At 59.5% G+C, this 22,786-nt stretch carries 25 protein-coding genes; 23 read left to right on the top strand and 2 right to left on the bottom strand.

Annotated features, from left to right (window positions below):
• Positions 1 to 99: 99 nt before the first annotated feature.
• On the bottom strand, positions 100 to 288 hold the full coding sequence (gene rpmB, locus TQ39_RS20480; protein ID WP_009325433.1) for a 50S ribosomal protein L28: 189 nt from the start codon (positions 286 to 288) through the stop codon (positions 100 to 102).
• A 143-nt stretch (positions 289 to 431) separates the two neighbouring features.
• Positions 432 to 749: a VOC family protein gene (locus tag TQ39_RS15675; RefSeq protein ID WP_050006237.1), complete on the bottom strand. Its 318-nt coding sequence runs from the start codon at positions 747 to 749 to the stop codon at positions 432 to 434.
• 339 nt (positions 750 to 1,088) lie between these two features.
• Here TQ39_RS15675 and TQ39_RS15670 point away from each other — a divergent pair, with 339 nt between their 5' ends.
• The 23 genes from TQ39_RS15670 (at position 1,089) to rsgA (ending at position 22,770) form a co-directional block, all read left to right on the top strand.
• On the top strand, positions 1,089 to 1,745 hold the full coding sequence (locus TQ39_RS15670; protein ID WP_009325434.1) for a site-2 protease family protein: 657 nt from the start codon (positions 1,089 to 1,091) through the stop codon (positions 1,743 to 1,745).
• Between the two features lie 33 nt (positions 1,746 to 1,778).
• Entirely contained in the window at positions 1,779 to 2,486 is a 708-nt protein-coding gene (locus TQ39_RS15665) for a segregation and condensation protein A (RefSeq protein WP_009325435.1), read from the top strand.
• Between the two features lie 47 nt (positions 2,487 to 2,533).
• Complete coding sequence (gene scpB / locus TQ39_RS15660; RefSeq protein ID WP_009325436.1) at positions 2,534 to 3,142, top strand: SMC-Scp complex subunit ScpB; 609 nt, start codon at positions 2,534 to 2,536, stop codon at positions 3,140 to 3,142.
• Positions 3,139 to 3,402 carry a hypothetical protein gene (locus TQ39_RS15655; RefSeq protein WP_139056114.1) on the top strand — a complete coding sequence of 88 codons (264 nt, stop codon included), beginning with the start codon at positions 3,139 to 3,141 and terminating at the stop codon, positions 3,400 to 3,402. The genes scpB and TQ39_RS15655 overlap by 4 nt, the downstream gene beginning before the upstream one ends.
• Complete coding sequence (locus TQ39_RS15650; protein ID WP_050006235.1) at positions 3,399 to 3,749, top strand: DUF2953 domain-containing protein; 351 nt, start codon at positions 3,399 to 3,401, stop codon at positions 3,747 to 3,749. The genes TQ39_RS15655 and TQ39_RS15650 overlap by 4 nt, the downstream gene beginning before the upstream one ends.
• An 80-nt stretch (positions 3,750 to 3,829) precedes the next feature.
• On the top strand, positions 3,830 to 4,249 hold the full coding sequence (gene ytfJ / locus TQ39_RS15645) for a GerW family sporulation protein (protein WP_009325438.1): 420 nt from the start codon (positions 3,830 to 3,832) through the stop codon (positions 4,247 to 4,249).
• 132 nt (positions 4,250 to 4,381) lie between these two features.
• On the top strand, positions 4,382 to 5,245 hold the full coding sequence (locus tag TQ39_RS15640; protein WP_050006234.1) for a pseudouridine synthase: 864 nt from the start codon (positions 4,382 to 4,384) through the stop codon (positions 5,243 to 5,245).
• The gene (locus TQ39_RS15635; RefSeq protein WP_050006233.1) at positions 5,242 to 5,589 is read left to right on the top strand and encodes a hypothetical protein; all 348 of its coding nucleotides are present in this window, start codon (positions 5,242 to 5,244) and stop codon (positions 5,587 to 5,589) included. Before TQ39_RS15640 ends, TQ39_RS15635 begins: the two co-directional genes overlap by 4 nt.
• 98 nt (positions 5,590 to 5,687) lie before the next feature.
• Positions 5,688 to 7,019: a carboxyl transferase domain-containing protein gene (locus tag TQ39_RS15630; RefSeq protein ID WP_050006232.1), complete on the top strand. Its 1,332-nt coding sequence runs from the start codon at positions 5,688 to 5,690 to the stop codon at positions 7,017 to 7,019.
• A gap of 36 nt (positions 7,020 to 7,055) precedes the next feature.
• On the top strand, positions 7,056 to 7,469 hold the full coding sequence (locus TQ39_RS15625) for a biotin/lipoyl-containing protein (RefSeq protein WP_050006231.1): 414 nt from the start codon (positions 7,056 to 7,058) through the stop codon (positions 7,467 to 7,469).
• 18 nt (positions 7,470 to 7,487) lie between these two features.
• Complete coding sequence (locus TQ39_RS15620; protein ID WP_009325443.1) at positions 7,488 to 8,891, top strand: oxaloacetate decarboxylase subunit alpha; 1,404 nt, start codon at positions 7,488 to 7,490, stop codon at positions 8,889 to 8,891.
• 176 nt (positions 8,892 to 9,067) lie between these two features.
• Positions 9,068 to 9,946 (top strand): YicC/YloC family endoribonuclease, encoded by an 879-nt coding sequence (locus tag TQ39_RS15615; protein ID WP_050006230.1) that lies wholly within the window; start codon positions 9,068 to 9,070, stop codon positions 9,944 to 9,946.
• Positions 9,947 to 10,063: 117 nt separating this feature from the next.
• Positions 10,064 to 10,330: an extracellular matrix/biofilm regulator RemA gene (remA, locus tag TQ39_RS15610; RefSeq protein WP_009325445.1), complete on the top strand. Its 267-nt coding sequence runs from the start codon at positions 10,064 to 10,066 to the stop codon at positions 10,328 to 10,330.
• Positions 10,290 to 10,889, top strand: a complete 600-nt coding sequence (gmk, locus tag TQ39_RS15605) for a guanylate kinase (RefSeq protein WP_242853522.1) — start codon at positions 10,290 to 10,292, stop codon at positions 10,887 to 10,889. Before remA ends, gmk begins: the two co-directional genes overlap by 41 nt.
• Before the next feature lie 45 nt (positions 10,890 to 10,934).
• Positions 10,935 to 13,190: a replication restart helicase PriA gene (priA, locus tag TQ39_RS15600; RefSeq protein ID WP_050006229.1), complete on the top strand. Its 2,256-nt coding sequence runs from the start codon at positions 10,935 to 10,937 to the stop codon at positions 13,188 to 13,190.
• Between the two features lie 49 nt (positions 13,191 to 13,239).
• A complete protein-coding gene (gene def / locus TQ39_RS15595) occupies positions 13,240 to 13,773 on the top strand; it encodes a peptide deformylase (protein WP_050006228.1) in 534 nt (177 codons plus the stop codon).
• 3 nt (positions 13,774 to 13,776) lie between these two features.
• A complete protein-coding gene (gene fmt / locus TQ39_RS15590) occupies positions 13,777 to 14,697 on the top strand; it encodes a methionyl-tRNA formyltransferase (RefSeq protein ID WP_009325449.1) in 921 nt (306 codons plus the stop codon).
• Positions 14,698 to 15,029: 332 nt separating this feature from the next.
• Positions 15,030 to 16,337: a 16S rRNA (cytosine(967)-C(5))-methyltransferase RsmB gene (rsmB, locus tag TQ39_RS15585; RefSeq protein ID WP_050006227.1), complete on the top strand. Its 1,308-nt coding sequence runs from the start codon at positions 15,030 to 15,032 to the stop codon at positions 16,335 to 16,337.
• A gap of 4 nt (positions 16,338 to 16,341) precedes the next feature.
• Positions 16,342 to 17,382, top strand: coding sequence for a dual-specificity RNA methyltransferase RlmN (rlmN, locus tag TQ39_RS15580; protein ID WP_050006226.1), 1,041 nt, complete (start codon positions 16,342 to 16,344; stop codon positions 17,380 to 17,382).
• Positions 17,379 to 18,131 (top strand): Stp1/IreP family PP2C-type Ser/Thr phosphatase, encoded by a 753-nt coding sequence (locus tag TQ39_RS15575; RefSeq protein ID WP_009325452.1) that lies wholly within the window; start codon positions 17,379 to 17,381, stop codon positions 18,129 to 18,131. The genes rlmN and TQ39_RS15575 overlap by 4 nt, the downstream gene beginning before the upstream one ends.
• Positions 18,124 to 20,196 carry a Stk1 family PASTA domain-containing Ser/Thr kinase gene (pknB, locus tag TQ39_RS15570; protein WP_009325453.1) on the top strand — a complete coding sequence of 691 codons (2,073 nt, stop codon included), beginning with the start codon at positions 18,124 to 18,126 and terminating at the stop codon, positions 20,194 to 20,196. Before TQ39_RS15575 ends, pknB begins: the two co-directional genes overlap by 8 nt.
• An 81-nt stretch (positions 20,197 to 20,277) precedes the next feature.
• A complete protein-coding gene (locus TQ39_RS15565; RefSeq protein WP_050006225.1) occupies positions 20,278 to 21,879 on the top strand; it encodes a PASTA domain-containing protein in 1,602 nt (533 codons plus the stop codon).
• An 18-nt stretch (positions 21,880 to 21,897) separates the two neighbouring features.
• Positions 21,898 to 22,770 (top strand): ribosome small subunit-dependent GTPase A, encoded by an 873-nt coding sequence (gene rsgA, locus TQ39_RS15560; protein WP_009325455.1) that lies wholly within the window; start codon positions 21,898 to 21,900, stop codon positions 22,768 to 22,770.
• Positions 22,771 to 22,786: the final 16 nt, after the last annotated feature.

The following is a 22,786-nucleotide window of genomic DNA, read 5'->3' as shown; positions in this document are numbered from 1 at the left end:
GCCGCAGCAGGTGCGGTTTTGTTGAGGCCGCTTTGCGGCGTCATGGTATAACAAAAAATACCCCGCACACGGATGTGTGCGGGGTGCAGTTGTTCGCTATCAGACAGCGCGGGTAACTTTACCCGAACGCAGGCAGCGGGTGCAGGCGTGGATATAACGGGGAGAACCGTCAACCACAGCTTTCACTCTTTTTACGTTGGGCTTCCAAGCTCTGTTTGCACGTCTGTGCGAGTGGGACACCTTGATACCAAAGGTCACGCCTTTCCCACAGCAATCACATTTTGCCATTTACTGCACCTCCTCTTTTCAAGTCGCTAGAATATAATATCAAATAATCCGGCAAAAAGCAAGTTTTTTTCAAAAATAAATCAGAGATATTTTAAACAGCCGGTTTTCGTAAAATGAAAGGCCGCGCGAGGAAAAGCACAAACTCACTCGTTGTAATAAAGAGCCCAGCCGACACCGAACTTATCTTCGACAAGGCCCGATCTAGCCGCCCAGGGAAACGGCCCTTCCAGTGAATGGCTTTTGCTTTCCTGTGTTAATATGCCGTACGCTCTGCAAAATTCATTTTCATCCGTAAAACGAATCTCGCAGCATATGGAATTCCCGCTGCCGGGCGCTACACCGGGCCCGATAAGGTTCTCAACGCCGTAAATATCCATCATGATATGGATGTCATCGCTATCCGGAGGAGTATCTTCATAGGTTTTTCGGGCATGGAAAGCGTTTTGGTAGAATTGAAACATCGCGATTCACTCTTCATTTGTGAAATCAAGATTGAAAGACAGCGTGAATTTTGCGCATTTTGACATTGCTTTTCCTCCTTTGTCAGGTCAAGCCTGGTTTGGCGGGAGCGGGCGAATTCGTAAAATAAGTATACCGCCCGCCGTTCTTCGCTGCAAGGGACGGTCTGAAGATGTTTCGTTTTCGATGGAAAGGCGATATCCCATGAACTGGGAATGCAGACGGCGTCTGCGTACTTGTGTTCCCATCGGAAAAATGGTATCATATAATATCCGTTGGATAAAGTTTACGCCGCAGAACGCGCCTGCTGTGCGCCGCGGCCGGAAGGGGAGAGACATCGCGTGAATTGGGACCTGCTTGCCACCTATGTGGCCCGCGCTGTCGCGCTGCTCACCGCGATCCCCGTGCATGAATCCGCCCATGCGTGGGCGTCGGACAAGCTGGGAGACCCTACAGCCAAGCGCTATGGCCGTTTGTCGCTGAACCCGCTGCGCCATTTTGATTTTCTGGGTGCGCTTTGCATGATCTTTGTCGGCTTCGGCTGGGCCAAGCCCGTGCCTATCGCGGCGGCAACGAATTTCCGGCATCCCCGCAGGGATATGGCGCTCTCCGCTGCCGCAGGCCCGGCATCGAATCTGCTGCTGGCCTTTTTGTGTATGATCTTTTACAAGCTGGTGTACTACCTCGCACCCGGCACGCAGGGCTGGATATTCGTATCCGCGGTGCTGTTCCAGATGGTGTGGACGAATATCACGCTGGCCGTGTTTAACCTGATGCCTGTGCCGCCCCTGGACGGCTCACGCATTGCAACGGTGTTCCTGCCGCGCGGGGCCTATTTCGGGCTGATGCGCTATGAACGGTATATCATGGTGGGGCTGTTCGCGGTTTTGATGCTGGGCTGGCTGGACACGCCTCTGCGCGTTGCCACAAATTTTGTGTGGAACCTGCTGGTGTCGGCCACGGGATTTATCGAGGCCATTCTGCGCGCCGTGCTTTGAACAGCGCTTTGAAAAGGAGAATAACCCTGCCGGATGGAACAGACGATTACTTTTAAGCTGGAAGATTTTGAGGGGCCGCTGGACCTGCTGCTGTACCTCGTCTCCAAAAACAAAATGAATATTTATGACATCGAGATTGTGGCCCTGATCGACCAGTACGTTTCGATGGTGAACGGCCTGCCTGTTTACCAGATGGAGAGTGCAAGCGAATTTATCGAGATGGCCGCCCGTCTGGTGCAGATGAAGTCGTATTTTTTGCTGCCCAAGAGCGAAGAAGCCGAGCGCATGAAGGAAGAACTCACCGGTATGCTGGTGGAATACAGCGCCTGTAAGGAGGTGGCTGCGCAGCTGCGCAGCATGGCCGAAGGCGTATATACCGTGGTGCGTGAACCGGCCGAGGTCGAGCTGGATACCGAGTACCGCCTGCGTCACGATGTATATCTGCTGGAGGAAGCGTACAACGCCCTGCAGGGACGCAGCCGTCAGAAGCAGCCGCCCCGTCAGGAGCAGTTCGAACCGCTTACCACCGCGCCTTTCGTTTCCGTCACCTCACGTATCATACATGTGCTGCGCGGCTTGATGACAGGCCGTGTCAGGCGGCTTCGCCAGCTGTTCGTCAAGGAGGGGGGGCGCAGCCAGACCGTGGCTACGTTCCTCGCGGTTCTGGAACTGGTGCGCGCCGGACGCATCGCCATCGCGGACGACGAATCGCTCACCGTACGCACCGGGCGTAAAATGTAACGGCATACGCCCCCTTAAGACTGCCAGAGAAGCGGGAGAGGATTAAAATGGATCTGAAACAAACCAAGGCCGCGGTAGAGGCCATGCTGTTCGCTCATGCCGAGCCTGTCACGGCGGAACGCCTGGCGGGCGTGCTGGGGGTGGAGGAGGACGCGGTATCGCGCCTTCTTCTTTCCTTGCGGGACGATTACGAGGCCGAAGACCGCGGTCTTGTGCTGCTCCAGCTGGAGGACCGCTGGCAGCTTGCCACCAAAACGGCTTATGCGCCGTATATCAAAGATATCATGGACACGCGGCGCAACACGCCGCTTTCTCCGGCTGCGCTGGAAGTCCTGGCCATTATTGCGTACAATCAGCCGGTGTCCCGCTCCTTTATCGAGCAGGTGCGGGGCGTGGATTCTTCGTCCACAGTGCAGACGCTGGTGCAGAAAGGGCTGATCGAGGAAGCCGGACGGCTGGACCTGCCCGGACGGCCGGTGTCCTTCCGCACGACGGATGTATTCCTGCGTACGTTCGGCATCGCCTCGCTGGCTGAGCTGCCGCCGCTGCACGGTGACGACTATGCGGAAATGGAAGAGGCCGCGGGGGAGGCTGCGTATTCCGGCGATGAGGACGCGGACGGCGCACAGGCGTTTGCACCGGAAGGGGATGTGTGATGCACACGTTTCTGATGGTGCTGCTTTGGGTGGTCCTGGGGCTTTTGGCGCTGCTTGCGGTTCTGCTTATTGTTCCGGCGGCTGTGGCGGTGGAGTATAAGCAGGGAGAGTTTACGGCCAGACTGAAACTATTGGGCATTTTCAGTTTCCGCCTGTATCCCATGAAGGAAAAGGCGGACCGAAAAAAAAGAAAACGCTGCCGCGGCCGGAAAGTGCCCCGAAGGAGCAGCCGGCTAAGCCGGAGCCGAAGCTTCATATGACGTTTGAAAAGGTGCAGGGCATCCTTTCCGCCGCCGGTGCATTCATGCGCCGCGTGTTCCGGGCACTGCATTTTACAGGCATTGTTTTTATCCTGCCCATACACAGGGACGATGCGGCGCAGACAGCTGTCGCCTATGGCAGAGCGCAGGCATGGGTGGGCGGAGCTGCCGCCGCGCTGCAAAATTTTTTCAACCTGAGCTTCAGGCAGGTGCGCATTTTGGCTGATTTTACCGGAGAGATCACGGCCGGGCCATATTTCTCTTGTAAAATAGGCGCATCACCGATTATAATGATAACAGCGGCGCTTTACGCGCTTGTGCAGCTGAAGAATGAACATGTGCTTTAGAGGCTGCGGCAGGCGGCTGCTGTGCGCCGAACCAATTGATATCATTGCGGAGCCATCAAAAACAAACGGAGGTATTCAGCATGAGCCAGCATCCCATTGAGGGCCTGATGGATGTGACCCTGGAAAAAATAAAGAGCATGGTGGATTCCAATACCATCATCGGAAATCCCATCAATATGGCGGACGGCACACTGGTGCTGCCCATTTCAAAGGTGACGTTCGGGTTCGCTTCCGGCGGCGCGGATTTTCCCAGCAAGACGACGAAGGACCTGTTCGGCGGCGGCGGCGGTGCGGGTGTTTCCATCCAGCCCGTGGCTTTCCTGGTGGTAAAAGACGGCAGCGTGCGCATGCTGCAGCTTGCCGATACCTCCAACAGTGTAGACCGCGCCATTGGTATGCTGCCGGACATGGTTGATAAGATCACGGCGCTGTTCAACAACAAACAGAAGGAGCAGCAGGCGCAGGGCGAAGCCCGGCCTGCGGCCCCGGCGGCGGAATAACGCGGCGGCGCAGGCGTGCCGTGCGGCCGGACGCGCCATGCTGTCCGGCCCGCGCACGCCCTGGCTCCGCCGTTTTTTGTGGCCGGGCTGCATCGGGAAAATGATCAGACAGGGGAAAGAAAAGGAGAGACCATGCGCGACGTAAGAATCCAGAAAGTGCTGGCCGAGCAGGGCATATGCTCACGCCGGGCCGCAGAACAGCTCATCCGCGAGGGCCGCGTGAAGCTGAACGGCAGGTCCGTCACAGTGGGCGATAAAATGGACACGCTGAAAGACCTGCTCACTGTAGACGGACAGAAGGTCTATGTGCCGAAGAAGTCGGAGAAATATTATTATATGATGTATAAGCCCCGGGGATACATCACCACCACGAACGATGAGCGTGGGCGCAAAACGGTAATGGACCTGATTGCGGACGTGCCCGTTCGGGTGTACCCGGTGGGGCGTCTGGACAAGGACAGCGAGGGGCTGCTGCTGCTGACGAATGACGGTGATTTTGCCAATCTGCTCACGCACCCCAGCCACGGAGTGTCTAAGCTGTACCGCGTGACGGTGCGCCCCCACGCAACCGAGGAGCAGATCATTGCGCTGACGGACGGCGTTGTGCTGGACGACGGAAGCAAAACGCTGCCCGCTGCCATCCATGTGGTGACAGACGAACCGGAGCGGACAGTGCTGGAAATGACCATCCGTGAGGGAAAAAACCGCCAGATCCGCCGTATGTGCGAAGCCGTGGGCCTGGATGTCATCCGGTTGCGCCGTTCGGCACTGGGCGCGGTAAAGCTGGGCATGCTGCAGCCAGGCCAGTACCGGGAGCTGACAAGCCAGGAGGTGACGGCGCTGCGCACGGCCGCCTCCCGCGGAAAGGCCACGGCCACCATTGCGAAAAATACGGCGGCCAACGCCGCGCGCCGCACCGCGGCTGGGCCTCACGGCCCGCGCGCGCCCAAGGGCGCTGTGGCGGCAAGAAAAAAACGGGGAGGGAACAGAGGATGATCGCAATGCGCCCCATCCGGGAATATGATGTGATCGATCTTTTGAACAACGGCCGCTTCGAGGGAGAAGTGGAGGGATATGTCGTAATGGACGGTCCCAAATATCTGGGCCACATGCTGTACCGTGTGGACGGCGCGGTGACGCAGGTGCTGGAGTGCGGCGTGGAGGAAAAAATGTTTGTGGACGGCGCGGTGCGCGCCTGTGTGGCCGCAGGCGAAAACGCCGGGGCCACGTCCTTCCGGGTAAACGGGGAGGACGAAAAGCTTGCCGAATGGAAGAACGTTTTCTTCCCGGAAGCGCAGGGCGACGTTCCCAACAGCAGTATTTTCCATACTTGCGAATAATTTTACGGAAATCATAACAGAAACACTTGTTATTGATTTGTCAAAATAGTATAATGATATTAATTTCGGAATTTTTTTAAAATGCAGGAGGGCTGTTAATGGCTATCGCAACAACCGGCAAGGATGTGCTTGCCAAATTCTTCGACGAAGGCGCTTACAGTGCGCTTTACGCGGACGGCGCTGTCACCGCTGCGTTTGGCAGCGCGAACGGCACCCCCGTTTACGCCGTGTGCCAGACAGGCGCGGCCGTGGCCGAAAAAGACACCGAGAAGGTCGTCAAGGTTCTGGACATGGCCGCGAAAACGGGCAACCCCGTCGTAACGTTCTACAACTCCGTGGGCGCGAAGCTGGAAGAGGGCCTTGCGGCGCTTTCCGGCAGCGCGGCTGTTGCCGCTGCCGTGGCAAAGGTCTCCGGCGTTGTGCCTCAGATCGCCGTTGTCACCGGCGTGTGCGGTGCTGGCTCCGCTCTGGCCGCTGCCGCTGCCGATGTGTGCATTGTAAGCAAGGAGGGCGAGCTGTTTTTGACGGCTCCGTTTACCTCTGCCGCCGCAGGCGATAAGCTGGAGGGCGCGGGCAGCGCCGAGTTTGCCGCCAAGGCGGGCGTTGCGGCCATTGTCGTGGACAGCGCCGAGGAGGCCGCTGCCAAGGCAGCCGAACTGGTGGGCCTGCTGCCTGCCAACAATCTGGCCGGCCCCGCCGTGTTTGAGCCGTCCGCTCCTGCGGGCACGCTGAACCTGGCGAAATACTGCCCGGTGGAAGCCGCAGCCAGCATCGCGGACGCAAACAGCGCAGTCGAGCTGTATGCGGGCTATGGCAAAACCGTTTACACCGCGCTGGCGACGGTGGCGGGCAATGTGGTGGGAATTGTCGCCACCAAGGGCGCCGAGGATGTGCTGTGCCGCAATTGCGTGTCCAAGGCCGCGCGTTTTGTACGTCTGTGCGATGCGTTCAGCATTCCGGTTGTCACGCTTGTAAATACCGACGGCTTTGTAAAGAGCGCTTCCGATGATATGGCGGGCGGCCTGCGCGAAGCTGCGCGTCTGGCAGGTACTTACGCCGACGCTACCACCGCGAAGGTGGCTGTCATCACGGGCAAGGCCGTGGGCGTTGCGTATACCGCGCTGGCAAACGCGGACCTGACGATCGCTGTCGAGGGCTGCACCGTGGCCCCGCTGGACCCGAAGGCAGCCGTTACCGTGCTGTATAAGGATGAGCTGGAGAACGGCACCAATATCGCGGCCGATACCGCGAAGCTGGCCGCCCGGTATGCTGCCGATGTGTGCAGCGCCGCCGCTGCCGTGGAAGCCGGCCTGGCCGATATGGCAGTGCCCGCCGCAGGCGTGCGCGCCGCCGTTGTATCCGCTCTGGATATGCTTTCCACCAAACGCACCCAGCGTCTGCCGAAGAAACACGGCAACATGACTCTGTAATTGAAATAGTAAAGATAATAAACAGGAGGATATCCCATGAAAACTTTCAATATCACCGTAAACGGCACCGCTTATAACGTTACTGTGGAAGAGACCGCCGGCGGCGCCGCTGCCGCGCCTGTTGCTGCAGCTCCGGCTCCCGCAGCTGCCCCGGCCCCGGCCCCGGCTGCCGCTCCTGCGCCTGCCGCCGCCCCCGCTGCTGCGCCCGCTGCGCCTGCCGCCGCAGGCAGCACCGGCGCTGTCACCGTTACGGCTCCGATGCCCGGCAACATTTTGGACGTGAAGGCCGCTGTGGGCGCTTCCGTCAAGGCCGGCGACGTGCTGTGCATCCTGGAAGCCATGAAGATGGAGAACGAGATCGTTGCGCCGCAGGACGGCACGGTTGCTTCCGTGAACTGCCGCAAGGGCGACGTTGTGAACGTGGGCGATCTGCTCGTTTCCCTGAACTGAACAGAGAGGTGAACGATTTTGGCAAAAAAACCGATTAAGATTACCGAGGTCGCCCTGCGCGACGCGCATCAGTCTCTGATCGCTACGCGCATGACGATGGACGAGATGCGTCCCATCCTGCCTGCGATGGATGAAGTGGGCTATTACTCCGTAGAGTGCTGGGGCGGCGCGACGTTTGACTCCTGCATCCGTTTCCTGGACGAGGACCCGTGGGACCGCCTGCGTATCCTGCGCAAGGAAATGCCGAACACCAAGCTGCAGATGCTGTTCCGCGGCCAGAACATGCTGGGCTACCGCCATTACGCGGACGACGCCGTCGAGTATTTCGTGCAGAAGTCCGTTGCCAACGGCATTGACATCCTGCGTATTTTCGACGCGCTGAACGACCCGCGCAATCTGGAAACGGCCATCAAAGCCGCCATTAAGGAAAAGGCTCATGTGCAGGGCTGCATCAGCTATACGCTGAGCCCCGTGCACAACAACGAGTATTTCGCCAAGTACGCCAAGACCCTGGAGGAGATGGGCGCGCACAGCATCTGCATCAAGGATATGGCCGGCCTGCTGACGCCGTACTCCACCTATGAACTGGTGAAGTCCTTGAAAGAGACTGTTTCCATCCCCGTGGACATCCACAGCCACTACACCTCCGGCCTTGCTTCCATGTCCATCCTGAAGGGCATTGAGGCGGGCGCGGATATTATAGATACGGCCATCAGCCCGCTGTCGCTGGGCACCAGCCATATGCCCACCGAGAGCCTTGTGGCTGCGCTTCAGGGTACCGATTACGACACGGGCCTTGACCTGAAAAAGCTGAACGTGGTGCGCGAGCACTTCGCCAAGCTGCGTGAGAAATATCTGGCCAGCGGCCAGCTCAGCCCGAAAATGCTGGGCGTGGACGCCAATACGCTGCTGTATCAGGTGCCGGGCGGTATGCTGTCCAACCTGCTCAAGCAGCTGAAGGACGCGGGCAAGGAGGACCAGCTCGACGCCGTGCTGCAGGAGATTCCCCGCGTGCGCAAGGACTCCGGCTATCCGCCGCTCGTTACCCCGACGAGCCAGATCGTCGGCACCCAGGCGGTGTTCAACGTCATTCTGGGCGAGCGTTACAAGATGGTAACGAAGGAGTTCAAAGGCCTTGTTCACGGCGACTACGGCAAGACGCCTGCTCCCATCAGCCCCGAGTTCACAAAGCAGATCCTCGGCGACGAGCAGCCCATCACCTGCCGTCCGGCAGATCTGCTGGAGCCGGAGATCGAGAAGCTGAAGGCGGAAGCCAGCAAGTATGTCATGCAGGAGGAGGACGTGCTCACGTACGCCATGTTCCCGCAGGTCGCGCCCAAGTTCTTTGAGAAGCGCAACAACAAGCTGGCCGGCGTCGACGGTGATCACGTCGATTTTGAAGGCAAATCCCATCCGGTGTAAACAGCTTTATACAGCGCCGTTCCCATATGGGGACGGCGCTGTTTTCGTACCTTTTGCCGCCGCACGGCCCGGGGCGTTGCGGAGCACGGAGGAGAAACAGCGAGAAAACTTGCAAAAAATGGCGAAAAGCAGTAATATAGATATATCTATTATCATGGGGAAAGAGGGCTTGTTTTATGGTGCTGAGCATGACCGGCTACGGGCGCGCCGAGCAGGAGCGAAGCGGGCGCGATATCACAGTCGAGATCAAAAGCGTGAACTCCCGATATTTTGAGTACACCTCCCGCATGCCGCGCAGCTTTGCGTTTTTGGACGACAAGCTGAAAAAGCTGGTGAACGCCACCATCTCCCGCGGCAAAACAGAGCTGGCGCTGACCGTGGTAAACATTGGTGCGCCGGAGGCTTCCATCAGCGTGAACCTGGACCTGGCAAAAGGATATCTGGATGCCATCGGCGAGATGAGCAGTGCGCTGGGTGTTGAAAACGATGTCACAGCGGGCACGCTGACGCGTTTTTCAGATATCTTCACCACACGCAAGGCAGAGACGGACGAGGAGCAGTTGTGGGCGGACGTGAAGGCCGTGGCTGAGGCTGCGGTGGAAAATTTCGTCGCCATGCGCGCCGCCGAGGGGGAGAAGCTGAGGGCGGATATCCTTTCGCGTCTGGTGTATCTGGAGCAGGCGGTGGGCGAGATCGAGCAGACGAGCGCCGAGCGTGTGCAGAAATACACGGAGAAGCTGTACGCCAAGCTGAAAGCGCTGCTGGAAGACACGAACATCGATGAGGCGCGCATTTTGACGGAAGCCGCCATTTTTGCAGATAAAACGGCCGTGGACGAGGAGACGGTCCGCCTGCGCAGCCACATCCGGCAGTATCGGGACATTCTGGAGAAGAACGAGCCGGTGGGTCGCAAGCTGGATTTCCTGACGCAGGAGCTGAACCGGGAAACCAATACCATCGGAAGCAAGGCCCAGGAGCTTGCGATCACACGCATGGTGGTGGATATGAAAGCGGAGATCGAGAAGATACGCGAGCAGATCCAGAACATCGAATGACACGCTGAAAAACACGGCATGTACGCGGGCGGCTTTGGAAGTCTTTCATGGGTGTTCTCTTTTTTGGGGGACTGCTTAGCCTGCGCTCTGCCTATACTGTTATAGGAGGAACCAGAAATGAAGCTCATCAACATCGGCTTTGGCAACATGGTCAGTGCCAACAGGCTCATCGCCATTGTCAGCCCCGAATCCGCGCCCATCAAGCGCATCGTGCAGGAGGCGCGGGACAAGGGGGCGCTCATCGACGCCACTTATGGACGCCGCACCCGTGCGGTCATCATCACGGATTCCGACCATGTGATCCTTTCCGCCGTACAGCCCGAGACGGTGGCGAACCGCCTGAATGACGAGGACGATGAAGCGGAGCTGGACGACGATGAATAAGCAGCGTTATCTGCTGGTAGTTTCCGGTCCGTCGGGCGCGGGCAAGGATACTGTCGTCAGCCGGATGATGCAAAAGCATCCGGAAATCGAGATATCCGTCTCGGCTACCACCCGCGCGCCCCGTGCGGGTGAGACGGATGGTGAAAATTATTATTTTCTTACCAATGAGCAGTTTGAGGAAAAAATCGACCGGGGCGAGATGCTGGAATATGTGAATTACTGCGGGAAGTATTACGGCACACCCAAGTCGGAGGTGGACGCCCGCTTGGACAGGGGCACGACCGTTGTGCTGGTCATTGAGGTGGTCGGCGCGGCGAATATCAAAAAGCTTTATCCGGAAAGCACGCTCATTTTCATCATGCCGCCCAGTATGGACGAGCTGCGCGCCCGCCTGCGCGGCCGCGGGACAGAGAGCGAAGAGGCGATTGCCGGCCGGCTCAAGCGGGCAGAGGAAGAACTGCCCTATGCCAGAGAGTATGATTTTTCGGTGGAGAACCGCGATGTGGACGCATGCGCGGACGAGATCTACCGTATTTTGAAGCAGCGCCAGCAGGACTAGCGTTATGTAAAAGGAACAGGCAGCCGGAAAGGGAGGGTGGAGTGCTTGGCCGAATGCGTGCAGGTGGCGGTCAGCAACGCCACCTTTCATTTTGATAAGCTGTATTCTTACAGTGTGCCGGCGCACCTGCAGGACAGAGTTTTTGTGGGCAGCATAGTGCTTGTCCCGTTCGGCCGTGGCGCGGCCGCGAGGATGGGCGTGGTGCTCGGACTGGATGCGCCGGAGGCGGCGGGCAAAAGGCTGAAATCACTGTACGACGCTGCGCCTGAACAGGCGCGCCTGTCGGATGAGCTGCTGCGTCTGGTCTATTATCTCAAGGAACACACGTTCTGCACCTATTACGAGGCGGTCAAGGCCATCATTCCCTACGGAGCGCAGTACAAAGCTGTCAACACCGGCCCCGTACCGCAGCTGCAAAAGCAGCTTGTGCGCCATACCGAGCCGGTATACCGGCGCACAGACGCCCCCTGGCAGGGGCGCCGTACCGAAAAGCAGCAGGCTGCCTGGGACGCGCTGGCTTTCGGCCCCAAAACACAGAAGGAGCTGGAAGAGCAGGGCGTGACGAAGGCGGTGCTGGCGGGTCTTGTGAAAAAAGGCGTGCTGGCTGTTTCCGCTCAGGATAAAAGCGTAGCGTTGTATGAGGATTACAGCCCCGCGCAGGAGACGATCGCGCTTTCACCGGCGCAGCAGGCGGCTTACAGCCGCCTGGCGGCTCTGATGGATACGGGCCGGCCCGCGGCCGCGCTTCTGCACGGCGTCACTTCCAGCGGAAAGACGCTGGTGTTTTTAAAGCTCATCGAAAAGGCGGTTGCGGCGGGGCGCAAGGCGTTGGTGCTGGTGCCGGAAATTTCGCTTACGCCGCAGATGATTTACCGTTTGAAAGCCTTTTTTGGAGACAGAGTGGCCGTGCAGCACTCGGCGCTCTCCAATACCGAGCGCCTTCTGCAGTGGCAGCAGATCCAAAACGGCGGCGCAGACATTGTGGTGGGCACGCGCAGCGCTGTGTTTGCGCCCCTGCCGGACATCGGCGTCATTATCATCGACGAAGAGCAGGAGCATACCTATCACTCCGAGAGCGCGCCGCGCTATTCCGCCCACGACGTGGCGAAGCGCCGTGCCGCGGCTCACGGCGCGCTGCTGCTGCTGGCCTCGGCCACGCCCTCCACGGAAAGCTACTATGCCGCGCAGACGGGCCGGTATACGCTGGTGGAGCTGTCGGAACGCTACAACCACATGCCGCTGCCGGAGGTGCGGCTGGTGGACATGCGCGAGGAGCTGGCCGCGGGCAACGCATCGTCCGTCAGCCGGGCGCTGGCGGATGAAATTTCGCGCAATTTGGCCCGGGGCGAGCAGACCATCCTTCTTTTGAACCGCCGCGGATACAAAACAGTGGGCATGTGCACCGCCTGCAGTGAGGTGGTGAAATGCGACGCCTGCAGCGTGCCCATGGTGTACCACAAGGCGGACGGCCGTTTGCTGTGCCATTATTGCGGCAAATCCGTCAGTCCGGTGCCGGAGATGTGCCCTGCCTGCGGCGGCAAGCTGAAGTATACGGGCTTCGGCACCCAGCGCGTGGAGGAGGAATTGGCGCAGATGTTTCCCGCGGCGCGGGTGCTGCGCATGGACCTGGACACGACCTCCCGCAAAAACGCCCACGAGACCATGCTGCGCCGCTTCGCAAAGGGCGAATATGATATCATGCTGGGCACGCAGATGGTGGCCAAGGGGCTCGATTTTGAAAAGGTGACGCTGGTGGGCGTGCTGGGCATCGACCAGCTTTTGTTTGCGCAGGGATACAAGGCGTTCGAAAATGTTTTTTCGCTGGTGACCCAGGTGGTGGGGCGGGGCGGCCGCGCGGCTCAGGCGGGCCGGGCGCTCATCCAGACGGTGGACCCAAACCATCCGGTTCTGAATCTGGCGGCGCGGCAGGATTATAAATCTTTTTTTGCAGAGGAGATATCCTTCCGCAGGCTGAACCTTTACCCACCGTTTTGCACCATCTGTCTGGCGGGCTTTTCCGGTGCGAAGGAGCCGGAGGTGCTGGCGGCATCCCGTGCCTTTGCGGCGGACGTGCAGCGTCTTGCACAGCAGCGCAGCGGTATTCCGCTGCGTATCCTCGGCCCCGCGCCCATGAACATTGCCATGGTGAACAACCATTACCGCTACAAGCTCACGCTTAAGTGCCGCAACGACAATGCTTTCCGCGCGCTGATGGGGGAGGCGCTGGCGGCGTACAACGCGGCCGGATGGCCGGGAAAAGTGTCCGTTTATCTGGATTTCCATTCGGACGCAGACATTTAACACATAAAATATTATCAGCTGCAAACGAAAATCTTGGAGGGATTTGATTATGGCTTTACGCACTATCGTACAGGACGGCGATCCAATCTTGAAAAAGAAATGCCGTCCCGTTACAAACTTTGACGACCGTCTGGCGGAGCTGCTGGACGACATGATCGAGACGCTGGCCGACGCACAGGGGTACGGCCTGGCGGGCCCGCAGGTGGGAGTGATGCGCCGCGTGTTCGTCAGCCTGGATGAGCGTGACCTGCCTGAGGACGGAGAGCTGCCCGAGGGTTACGAGCCGAAGTACCTGGAATTCGTGAATCCGGAGATCATCATGCAGGAGGGCGAGGTGCTCCAGTATGAGGGCTGCCTTTCGTTTCCGGGGCATAACGCCGCCATCCGCCGTCCGCAGAAGGTGACCGTGCGCGCGTTTGACCGCCACGGAAAACCGTTTACGCTGACAGGCGAGGACATGCTGGCGCGCTGCATCTGCCACGAGACGAACCATCTGGACGGCGTTACCATCATGGACCTTGCCGAGTTCTTCTATGAGGATCAGGAGCACGACGACGAGGACGAAAGCGCAACGGAGGAATGAGCATTGAACATCCTGTTTATGGGTACGCCCGATATCGCGGCTGCTGCGCTGGAGGCGATCCTTGACGCAGGGCATACGGTATGTGGTGTCTATACGCGGGCGGATAAGCCTGTCGGCCGCAAGCAGGTGCTGACGGCCCCGCCTGTCAAGCGCACAGCGATGGCGCACGGCATCCCCGTGTTTCAGCCTGGGACGCTGCGGGACGCCGCGCAGGCGGAAAACATCCGTGCGCTTGCCCCCGAGCTGATCGTGGTGGTGGCCTATGGCCGCATCCTGCCGCCGGAAGTGCTTGCGATCCCCCAATACGGCTGCATCAATCTGCATGTTTCACTGCTTCCCAGATACCGGGGCGCTGCGCCCGTGCAGTGGGCTGTTATCAACGGCGAAAAGACGACCGGCGTTTCCATTATGTATTTAAATGAGGGCCTGGACACAGGCGATATCCTGCGGGTCTCCCCGGTGGAAATTGGCGAGAACGAGACCTCCGGCGAGCTGTTTGAGCGCATCACACAGGAGGGAGCACGCACGCTGCTGGCGGCGATGGAGGATATCGCGGCGGGCACGGCACAGGCGCGGCCGCAGAATGACGCCGAGGCCACGCTGGCGCCGCCCCTTACAAAAGAACAGGCGCATTTCGGATTTGACGCGCCCGCCCGCCGTTTGCACGACCTCATCCGCGGTTTGAACCCGTGGCCCGTTGCATATTTTGAGTACGGCGGAAAAAAGGTGAAAGTGCTGCGCACTTTGTGTGACGATGCAGCCGCGGGCGCGCCGGGTGAGATATTGAGCACAAAACCGCTGAAGGTAGCCTGTGCGTCCGGCGCGCTGACGCTTCTGGAAGTAGTGCCCGAGGGGAGCAGACCCATGGAAGGCAGCGCCTGGGCCGCCGGCCGCCGGTTTACAAATGGTGACAAATTGCAATAAATTTCCTGCTTTTGCCGTATAAAAGCAAGAAAGAAAAAGATATGCCCGGGGAAAAAGCTTGAAAAAGGGGTGGCGACTGCGCCCGCAGGTGCGTGTCGGAGCGCAACCGCGCTGAAAGCGCGGCTCTTAGCGCGTAGACGCCCCTTTTTCATTCAAAATAACCCCGCGCCGTGCGCGGCGAACAGGGCATGCCCTGTTCGTAAGCGGCTTTGCGGTCATACCGCAAAGCCGGCAAATTGCAATAAATTTCCTGCTTTTGCCGTATATAGAAAGAGGCATGCGCGCAGCGCACGTGCCGCTTGAGGCTGCGGCAGGGAATCAAAGGAGCAGCTATGGAGAATCCCCGCCGCGCGGCCGTGGCCGCGCTGATAAAACAGGAACAGGACGGTTACGCAAACCTTGTATTGCGCCATGCGCTGGACGGCTTCACCGGAACAGCGCGGGACCGGGTATTTCTCAGCGCCGTGTTCTACGGCACCGTAGAGCGTATGGTGACGCTGGACCATATCCTGCAGAAATTCCTGCAAAAGCCTCTGGTAAAGCTGGATGCGTCGGTGCGCGCCATTCTGCGCAGCGGGCTGTATCAGGCGCGTTATCTGAAGAGCGTGCCTGTGCGCGCGGCCATCAGCGAATCCGTCACGCTCACGCGGCAGATGGGGAAATCCAGCGCTGCGGGGCTTGTCAATGCGGTGCTGCGCCGCGCCGCCGCTTACGACCTCACCGTCGAACATTACTCCAACGAGACCGAGCGCCTTTGCGTGGAGTACAGCGTTTCGCCGCAGATCGCCGGGCTGCTGCAGACGCGCTGCCCGGACCAGTGTGAGGATATTTTGAAGGCCAGCTTCACACCGCCGCCCCTGTGCGTGCGCGTGAACACGCTGCAAACGGATATCGGGGCGCTGGAGGAGGAATTTGCCCGGCAGGGCATGGCCACCCGACGCGGCGCGGTCCCGGACAGCCTGTATGTGGAATGCAGGGGAGACGTTACGGCGCTGAAGCTGTTCAAGCAAGGCCTGTTCCATGTGCAGGGTGAGGCGTCCCAGCTTGCCTGCGCGGCGTTGTCGCCAAGGCCCGGTGATACCGTGCTGGACCTGTGCGCGGCCCCCGGCGGCAAAAGCGCCACGCTGGCGCAGTACATGGAGAACAAGGGGACGCTGGTTTCCTGCGACGCGGCTCAAAACCGCCTGACGCTGGTCGGCGGCGCGCTGGAACGGCTGGGCGTGGCCTGCGGCCGCGTGCTGCACAACGATGCCGCCGTTTACAATGAGGCGTTTGCGGGCGCGGACGCAGTGCTGTGCGACGTACCCTGCTCCGGCCTTGGTGTGCTGGCGAAAAAGCCGGATATCCGGCAGAAAACGCTGGACGGCCTGGATGGACTGGTACGGCTGCAGCGGGCGATTCTGGAGACAGCCGCGCGCTATGTGAGGCCGGGCGGGCGGCTCGTCTACTCTACCTGTACGCTGAATCCGGATGAAAATGCCGGTATCGTCCGGCCCTTTTTGAAAGAGCATCCGGAGTTTCGTACGCGCAGTGTGGAGTGTGTTTTGCCGGGGACGACAAAAGATGACGATTTTCTTACACTTTACCCGTTCCGCACGGGAACAGACGGCTTTTTCATAGCATCTCTGGAAAGATTGTGATAAAATGAACCAGACAGGAATCTCTTCATATACCGAGCCGCAGCTTGCGGAACTGGTGAAGGAAATGGGGCAGCCCGCGTTTCGCGCAAAACAGCTTTTCAAATGGCTGCATGAAAAGCAGGCGCGCTCTTTTTCTGCAATGACGAATCAGCCAAAGGCGTTTCTCGCCGCGCTGGAAGAACGCTTTTTCATCGAGACGCTGGAGACTGAGCGCCGCCAGCAATCGAAGGACGGTACGGTGAAATACCTGTTCCGCCTGCCGGACGGCAATTGCATCGAAACGGTATTGATGCGCTATTCCTATGGCAATACTGTATGCGTGTCCACACAGGTGGGCTGCCGCATGGGCTGCCGCTTCTGCGCTTCCACGCAGGGCGGGCGTGTGCGCAACCTCACGGCGGGTGAGATCGCAAACGAGGTATACGCCGCTGCCCGGGATACCGGAGAACGCGTTTCCCATATCGTGCTCATGGGCATTGGCGAACCGCTCGATAATTTTGATCATGTCATGGACTTCCTGTCCATCATCTCTTCGCCGAATGGCGTGAACATCGGCATGCGCAACATCAGCCTTTCAACCTGCGGCCTCGTGCCGATGATCTACAAGCTGGCCGAACGGCATCTTGGCCTGACGCTTTCGGTCTCGCTGCATGCGCCCACGGATGAAATGCGCAGTTCGATGATGCCGGTCAACGATGTGTATCCCGTGGAACAGCTCATCCGGGCCTGCCGGGACTACCAGCAGGAGACCGGCCGCCGCGTCAGCTTTGAGTATTCAATGGTGAACGGCGTGAACGACAGCCCGCAGACGGCCCGCAGGCTGGCACAGCTCATCAAGGGCATGGGTGCGCACGTGAACCTTATTCCCATCAATCCCGTGGACGGCTCGCCGTATTCCGCTACGGATGCCGCCAACGTCAAACGTTTTCAAACGCTCCTGACGGAGCTGGGCGTCAACGCCACCGTGCGCCGCCGCCTGGGCACCGACATCAGCGCCGCCTGCGGCCAGCTGCGCCGCGAGGCAAAAGGAGGAACGACCGCATGAAGCTTGTCGCTAAAACAGATATCGGCAGCCAGCGCAGCGAAAACCAGGACAGCTACCGGGGGGGGCGCCGCCCGGACGACGCTGTTTGGGGTGCCGTGTGCGACGGTATGGGCGGTGCGCGCGGCGGCCGCTTGGCCAGCACCATGGCGGTGGATGCGCTGCAGCAGGCCATCGAGGCGGGTATTGACGAGGCGCACACCCCGCAGGCCGGACGCGCACTGCTGGAAAGCGCCGTGGAGCAGGCCAACCGCAGCGTTTATGAAAAGGCGCGGGGCACGCCTTCGCTCAGCGGCATGGGCACCACTGTTGTATGCGCGCTGGTGCGCGGAGGCCTTGCGCAGTATGTGCATGTGGGCGATTCCCGCATTTATCTGTTTCGCAACAACAAGCTGCTTCAGCTTACAAAAGACCATTCCATGGTGCAGGAGATGGTGGAGCAGGGTGCGCTGACGGAGGAGGAAGCTCAGAATCATCCGCGCAAGAACCTCATCACCCGCGCTTTGGGCGTGGGACGGGATGTGGAGGCGGATTTCGGCGAAAAAGAAGTGAGCCCCCGGGACATCCTGCTGCTGTGCAGCGACGGGCTGAGCAACTGCGTTTCTGTGCCGCAGATCGAGGAAACGCTGGCGCGCACGCCTTTTTATGAGGCGGCGGACGCGCTGGTGCAGAAGGCGCTGGAGGGCGGCGGCCTTGACAACATTACGGTCCTGCTGATGCAAGTAGAGGCAGTGGAGGAGAACAATGGATAATTTGATCGGGAAAAAACTGGACGGCCGTTACCAACTGGAGGAGCTGATCGGTTCCGGCGGCATGGCCAACGTCTACAAAGCCACCGACCTTTTGGAAAACCGCCTTGTGGCGGTGAAGATCCTGCGGGAGGAATGCCGCGGCAACGAGGATCTTGTGCGGCGGTTTAAAAACGAATCCAAGGCGATTTCGGTGCTGGATCATCCCAATATCGTAAAGGTATACGATGTCAGCGTGACGGACAAGCTCCAATTTATCGTGATGGAGTATATCGACGGCATCACGCTGAAAGAATATATGGAGTACCGCGCCCAGCCTTTGACGTATAAAGAGACGCTGCACTTCATCACACAGGTTCTGGCGGCGCTGCAGCACGCCCATGAGAAGGGCATCGTACACCGGGACATCAAGCCGCAGAACATCATGCTGCTGGCGGACAGCACCATCAAGGTGATGGACTTCGGCATCGCCCGCTTTTCCCGTAGCGAGAACCAGACGATGACCGATAAGGCCATCGGCTCGGTGCATTACATCAGTCCCGAACAGGCGAAGGGCGATACCACCGACGCAAAGGCGGACATCTATTCCGTGGGCGTGATGATGTACGAGATGCTTTCGGGAAAGCTGCCGTTTGAATCCGACAGTCCGGTGTCCGTGGCCATTAAGCAGATCGCGGATACGGCCACGCCCCTGCGGGAGCTGAACCCCGCGGTGCCTGAGGCGCTGGCGGCCATCACCGAGCGTGCCATGGCCAAGGAACCGAGGGAACGTTATCCCTCCGCTCAGGCCATGCTGGCGGACATCGACGAGTTCAAGCGCAACCCCAGTGTGAAGTTTGAATATCAGTACCTTACGGACACAGCGCCCACACGGTACATCGACAAAGTGGTGAACAAAACGGCTACGAAACAGTCTGGAGGCCAGCAGCGTCCCCGAACAGGCGCGCGGCCTGCCGCCCGCGGCGGCACAAAAACCAAGAAGCGGCTGGCGCTGCCCATTCTTGCGGGAATGGCGGCGGCATTTCTCATCGGCGCGGCGATCCTGGTGTTCCTCATCTTTAAATATGAGGGCAACGGTATGTTCAGCCAGAGTATGGATGTGGACCTGCCCAACTTCATCGGCCTGACGCAGGCGGAGATCCAGGAAAAATATCCGGATTCAAAATTCATTTTTCAGACGGAAGAGGAATATAATACAGAGTACGCGGCTGGTGTCGTATGCGACCAGTACCCGCGTGCGCAGACGGCTTCCGACCCTAAGCGCGTGAAGGAAAACGCGAAGATCACGCTCACCATCAGCAGAGGCGTGGAGATCGTCACGATGCCGGACCTTTCCGGTATGTCCCGCGCCGAAGCGCTGAACGCCTGTAAGGAAAAAGGCCTAATGCCTACTTTTAAGACTGAAACGGTCCCCAAGGGGCAGGCGAGCGGCGTCGTCCTGCGCACGGACCCGGTCTCCGGTACGCAGGTGGAGGCGAACACGGAAAACAGCAGCGTCACGGTCTACATCAGCCAGGAAGAGGTGGACAAGAGCACTACGGTGCCGAACCTTGTGGGTGTGGCGTCTCTGAGCGAGGCACAGGACCTGATCCGGAGTGCGAAGCTTGTGCTGGGCGGTTATTCTGAGGAATACAGCGACACCGTACCGGCGGGAGCCGTCATCTCCCAAAACCCGGTCAGCGGCACGCCCGCCAAATGGAACGACCCTGTATCGATCGTTGTGTCCAAGGGCGCGCAGGAGCGCACGATCTATGTGCACATCGCTGTGGATGAAACCAACGAGGGCGGCACTTATACGCTGCTGCTGAACGGCGGCAACCCACAGCCCTGGTCACCCACGGCGGGCCAGGCGTCCAGCTATCAATGGTCCGTCACTTCGACGGGCACGGGCACGATCACGCTGCAGAAGCCGGACGGTACGACGGCGGAGCAGGCTGTTGATTTTGCTCCGGGCGGCAGCGGAGACCTGGATTTCGGCACGTTTGGAGGCAACTATAAAAAGCCGGACGATCCTTCGTCCACACCGCCGGACCCTTCCCAGTCCGCGCCGTCGGGCGAGGGCGACTGAGCCGTTATTGCATTCAGGCGCCGGGAGCGCGTTTCGCGCGCTCCCGGTTTAATTGATTGATCAGCGGGGGAAAAAGAACAAGTGGCATCAAGAAGGCAGGCAAAAAAGAAAGGCAAAGCGGCAAAAAACGCGGAACACGGAAACGTACAGGCGTCGGCAGCCGCTTCCAGAAAGAAAACGCCGCAGGAAGAAATCCAGCAGGCGGACGGCGTGCAGCCCTTCCTCGAGACACCGGAGCACACGGAAGCAACTGCAAAAGGGAAAAGCACACAGGTGCCGGCACCGGAAAACAATGCTTTGACCGGGGAGACTTTGAGCATGTCCAGCGGCGCTTCGGAAACAGAAAGCAGCGGCGATGCGGCGCAGGATAACGCTGGTGGGGCCGCTGCGCCGCAAACGAAAGAAGAAGCGCCGCGGAAAACAGCTGCAAAGCCGAATGCTCCGGAAATTGAAGAGGGAGCGGACGTACAGGCCGGGGAGGATTCCGAAGGCAAAGAGAATGCCGCGCCGGCGGAACAGGTCCCCGTCGCTTCGGAGGATGCGGAGGACGCCGGAAAGGCGGACGCAGATGCCGGTGGAGAGTTGGAGCTGCCGGACGAGCCGGAAGGGCTTCCGGAGCTTTCCGCCGCACCGGAGGCCGCATATCATGCGCAGCCGGCCGCCGAGCAGAAAGCTGTGCCGCATCAAAAGGCACGCAAACAGAAGAGACGGCATTACGCACTGTTTTATATTTCGCTCTTGACACTGGCGGTGGTGATATGCTCCGCCGTTTCGATCTACTGGATGTTCAGCACTTCCGAAAACGGCCTGTTTGACGTGAAAGAAGATGTGGAACTGCCGAACCTGATCGGTACGCGCTGGACAGACGTGAAAGACGACGCGGCGTACAGCGGCTTTGTACTGGAAAAAGAAGAAGTATTTGACGACGAGGCGCCGGTGGGGGAGATCGTGGACCAGAATCCCCGTGCGCCGCGCCAGGTGAAAGAGGGCTCCCGCATTGTGGCAAAAGTGAGCAAGGGCGTTGAAATGGTGACCGTTCCGGAACTTGCGGGCTGGAACAAAGATACCGCACGGGAAAAGCTGCGTGCGCTGAACCTGACGCTGCTCATCAAGCCCGAAGAGACCACGGATGTTCCGGTGGACTGCGTTGTGCGCACAGACCCTGCCGCGGGCAGTGTGGTCAAGGCAGGCACCACGGTGACGCTGTATATCCGCCGTGACAGCACAGAAGTGTCTTATGTTACTGTCCCTGCCTGCATCGGTTCTACGTCGGAACAGCAGGCGAGCCTCCGCCTGACACAGCGCGGCCTGGCAATGCGGGTCATTACGGTAGAGGATGCGTCTCCGGCAGGCACGGTGATCGCTCAATCTCCGAACGCGGGTGCTATGGTGATGCGCGGTACGGTGGTAACGGTCACCGTTTCATCCGGTCCGCCGCCCGTGGTGGCACCGCCTCCGGCACCTCCTGAATCGGAATCCGATTCGGAGGAATCGTCGAGTTCCAGCTCGCCGCCGCCGTCATCCGGTTCGGAAACGCCGCCGTCCAGTTCAACGCCGCCGTCCTCCAGCTCAGAGACATCGGCATCCAGTTCAACGGAGCCGCCGCATTCCGGCTCGGAGCAGCCGCCTGTGACTTCCGGCTCAACGGCGCCGCCGGTACCGTCCGACGGGACACTGCCGTAACGGCGCGAGGTGCTGCGGATGTTTGACAACTATATCGTAAAGGGCATCGGCGGGTTTTATTATGTGAAGACGGGCGGTTCGCTTGTGGAATGCAAGCCGAAAGGAATCTTCCGCAAAAAGCGCATCACGCCGGTGGCGGGAGATATCGTCCGTCTGGAAACGGACGGAGGCGCGCCCGTCATCGCGGATATCCTGCCGCGTAAAAATGTGTTCGTCCGGCCCCCTGTGGCAAATGTAGATCAGTTTTTCATTGTGGTGAGCACGGTGCAGCCGGTGCCCAGTACGCTGGTCATCGACAAGCTGTCCGCCATTGCGGTGGATAAGGGGGCACAGCCTGTGCTTGTCATTACAAAAACAGATCTCCAGGACGCGCAGCCGTTGGCTGCCTGTTATGCCCATTCGGATATTCCCGTGCTGTGTGTGAACGCCGGGACAGGCGAGGGGCTGGACGCGGTGCGCGCCCGGCTTGACGGCAGGCTGAGCGTGTTCTGCGGCAACTCCGGGGTGGGCAAATCTACATTGCTCAGCGCCCTGCTGCCCGGGCACGAGCTGGAAACAGGAGAAATCAGCCAGAAGCTGGGCCGCGGCCGCCATACCACCCGTGAGGTGGTGCTTTACGAAAGCTGCGGCGGCCTTGTGGCCGACACACCGGGCTTTGCCAGCTTGGAGATGGAGCGGGCCGCGTACATTCCGAAAGAAAACCTGCAGTTTGCGTTTCCCGAGGTGGAGCGCTACTTCGGCCAATGTAAATTCACAGGCTGTTCTCACACCGTGGAAAAGGGCTGCGCTGTGCGCGCGGCGCTGGAAGCGGGAGAGATCGACAAAACGCGTTATGAAAGCTATGTGACGCTGTACAACGAGGCGAAAGAAGTCAAGGAGTGGCAGATGTGATCTGCCGCTCCTTTCC

The organism is Ruthenibacterium lactatiformans, from assembly GCF_000949455.1.
Lineage (GTDB): Bacteria > Bacillota > Clostridia > Oscillospirales > Ruminococcaceae > Ruthenibacterium > Ruthenibacterium lactatiformans.
This window is presented reverse-complemented; position numbering and strand designations above follow the sequence as displayed.

Excerpts from the sequence above, each read along its gene's own strand:
- rpmB (WP_009325433.1), bottom strand. The coding sequence starts at position 288 with ATGGCAAAATGTGATTGCTGTGGGAAAGGCGTGACCTTTGGTATCAAG.
- TQ39_RS15675 (WP_050006237.1), bottom strand. The coding sequence starts at position 749 with ATGTTTCAATTCTACCAAAACGCTTTCCATGCCCGAAAAACCTATGAA.
- TQ39_RS15665 (WP_009325435.1), top strand. The coding sequence starts at position 1,779 with ATGGAACAGACGATTACTTTTAAGCTGGAAGATTTTGAGGGGCCGCTG.
- scpB (WP_009325436.1), top strand. The coding sequence starts at position 2,534 with ATGGATCTGAAACAAACCAAGGCCGCGGTAGAGGCCATGCTGTTCGCT.
- TQ39_RS15650 (WP_050006235.1), top strand. The coding sequence starts at position 3,399 with ATGACGTTTGAAAAGGTGCAGGGCATCCTTTCCGCCGCCGGTGCATTC.
- ytfJ (WP_009325438.1), top strand. The coding sequence starts at position 3,830 with ATGAGCCAGCATCCCATTGAGGGCCTGATGGATGTGACCCTGGAAAAA.
- TQ39_RS15640 (WP_050006234.1), top strand. The coding sequence starts at position 4,382 with ATGCGCGACGTAAGAATCCAGAAAGTGCTGGCCGAGCAGGGCATATGC.
- TQ39_RS15635 (WP_050006233.1), top strand. The coding sequence starts at position 5,242 with ATGATCGCAATGCGCCCCATCCGGGAATATGATGTGATCGATCTTTTG.
- TQ39_RS15630 (WP_050006232.1), top strand. The coding sequence starts at position 5,688 with ATGGCTATCGCAACAACCGGCAAGGATGTGCTTGCCAAATTCTTCGAC.
- TQ39_RS15625 (WP_050006231.1), top strand. The coding sequence starts at position 7,056 with ATGAAAACTTTCAATATCACCGTAAACGGCACCGCTTATAACGTTACT.
- TQ39_RS15615 (WP_050006230.1), top strand. The coding sequence starts at position 9,068 with ATGGTGCTGAGCATGACCGGCTACGGGCGCGCCGAGCAGGAGCGAAGC.
- remA (WP_009325445.1), top strand. The coding sequence starts at position 10,064 with ATGAAGCTCATCAACATCGGCTTTGGCAACATGGTCAGTGCCAACAGG.
- gmk (WP_242853522.1), top strand. The coding sequence starts at position 10,290 with ATGACGAGGACGATGAAGCGGAGCTGGACGACGATGAATAAGCAGCGT.
- def (WP_050006228.1), top strand. The coding sequence starts at position 13,240 with ATGGCTTTACGCACTATCGTACAGGACGGCGATCCAATCTTGAAAAAG.
- rsmB (WP_050006227.1), top strand. The coding sequence starts at position 15,030 with ATGGAGAATCCCCGCCGCGCGGCCGTGGCCGCGCTGATAAAACAGGAA.
- rlmN (WP_050006226.1), top strand. The coding sequence starts at position 16,342 with ATGAACCAGACAGGAATCTCTTCATATACCGAGCCGCAGCTTGCGGAA.
- TQ39_RS15575 (WP_009325452.1), top strand. The coding sequence starts at position 17,379 with ATGAAGCTTGTCGCTAAAACAGATATCGGCAGCCAGCGCAGCGAAAAC.
- pknB (WP_009325453.1), top strand. The coding sequence starts at position 18,124 with ATGGATAATTTGATCGGGAAAAAACTGGACGGCCGTTACCAACTGGAG.
- rsgA (WP_009325455.1), top strand. The coding sequence starts at position 21,898 with ATGTTTGACAACTATATCGTAAAGGGCATCGGCGGGTTTTATTATGTG.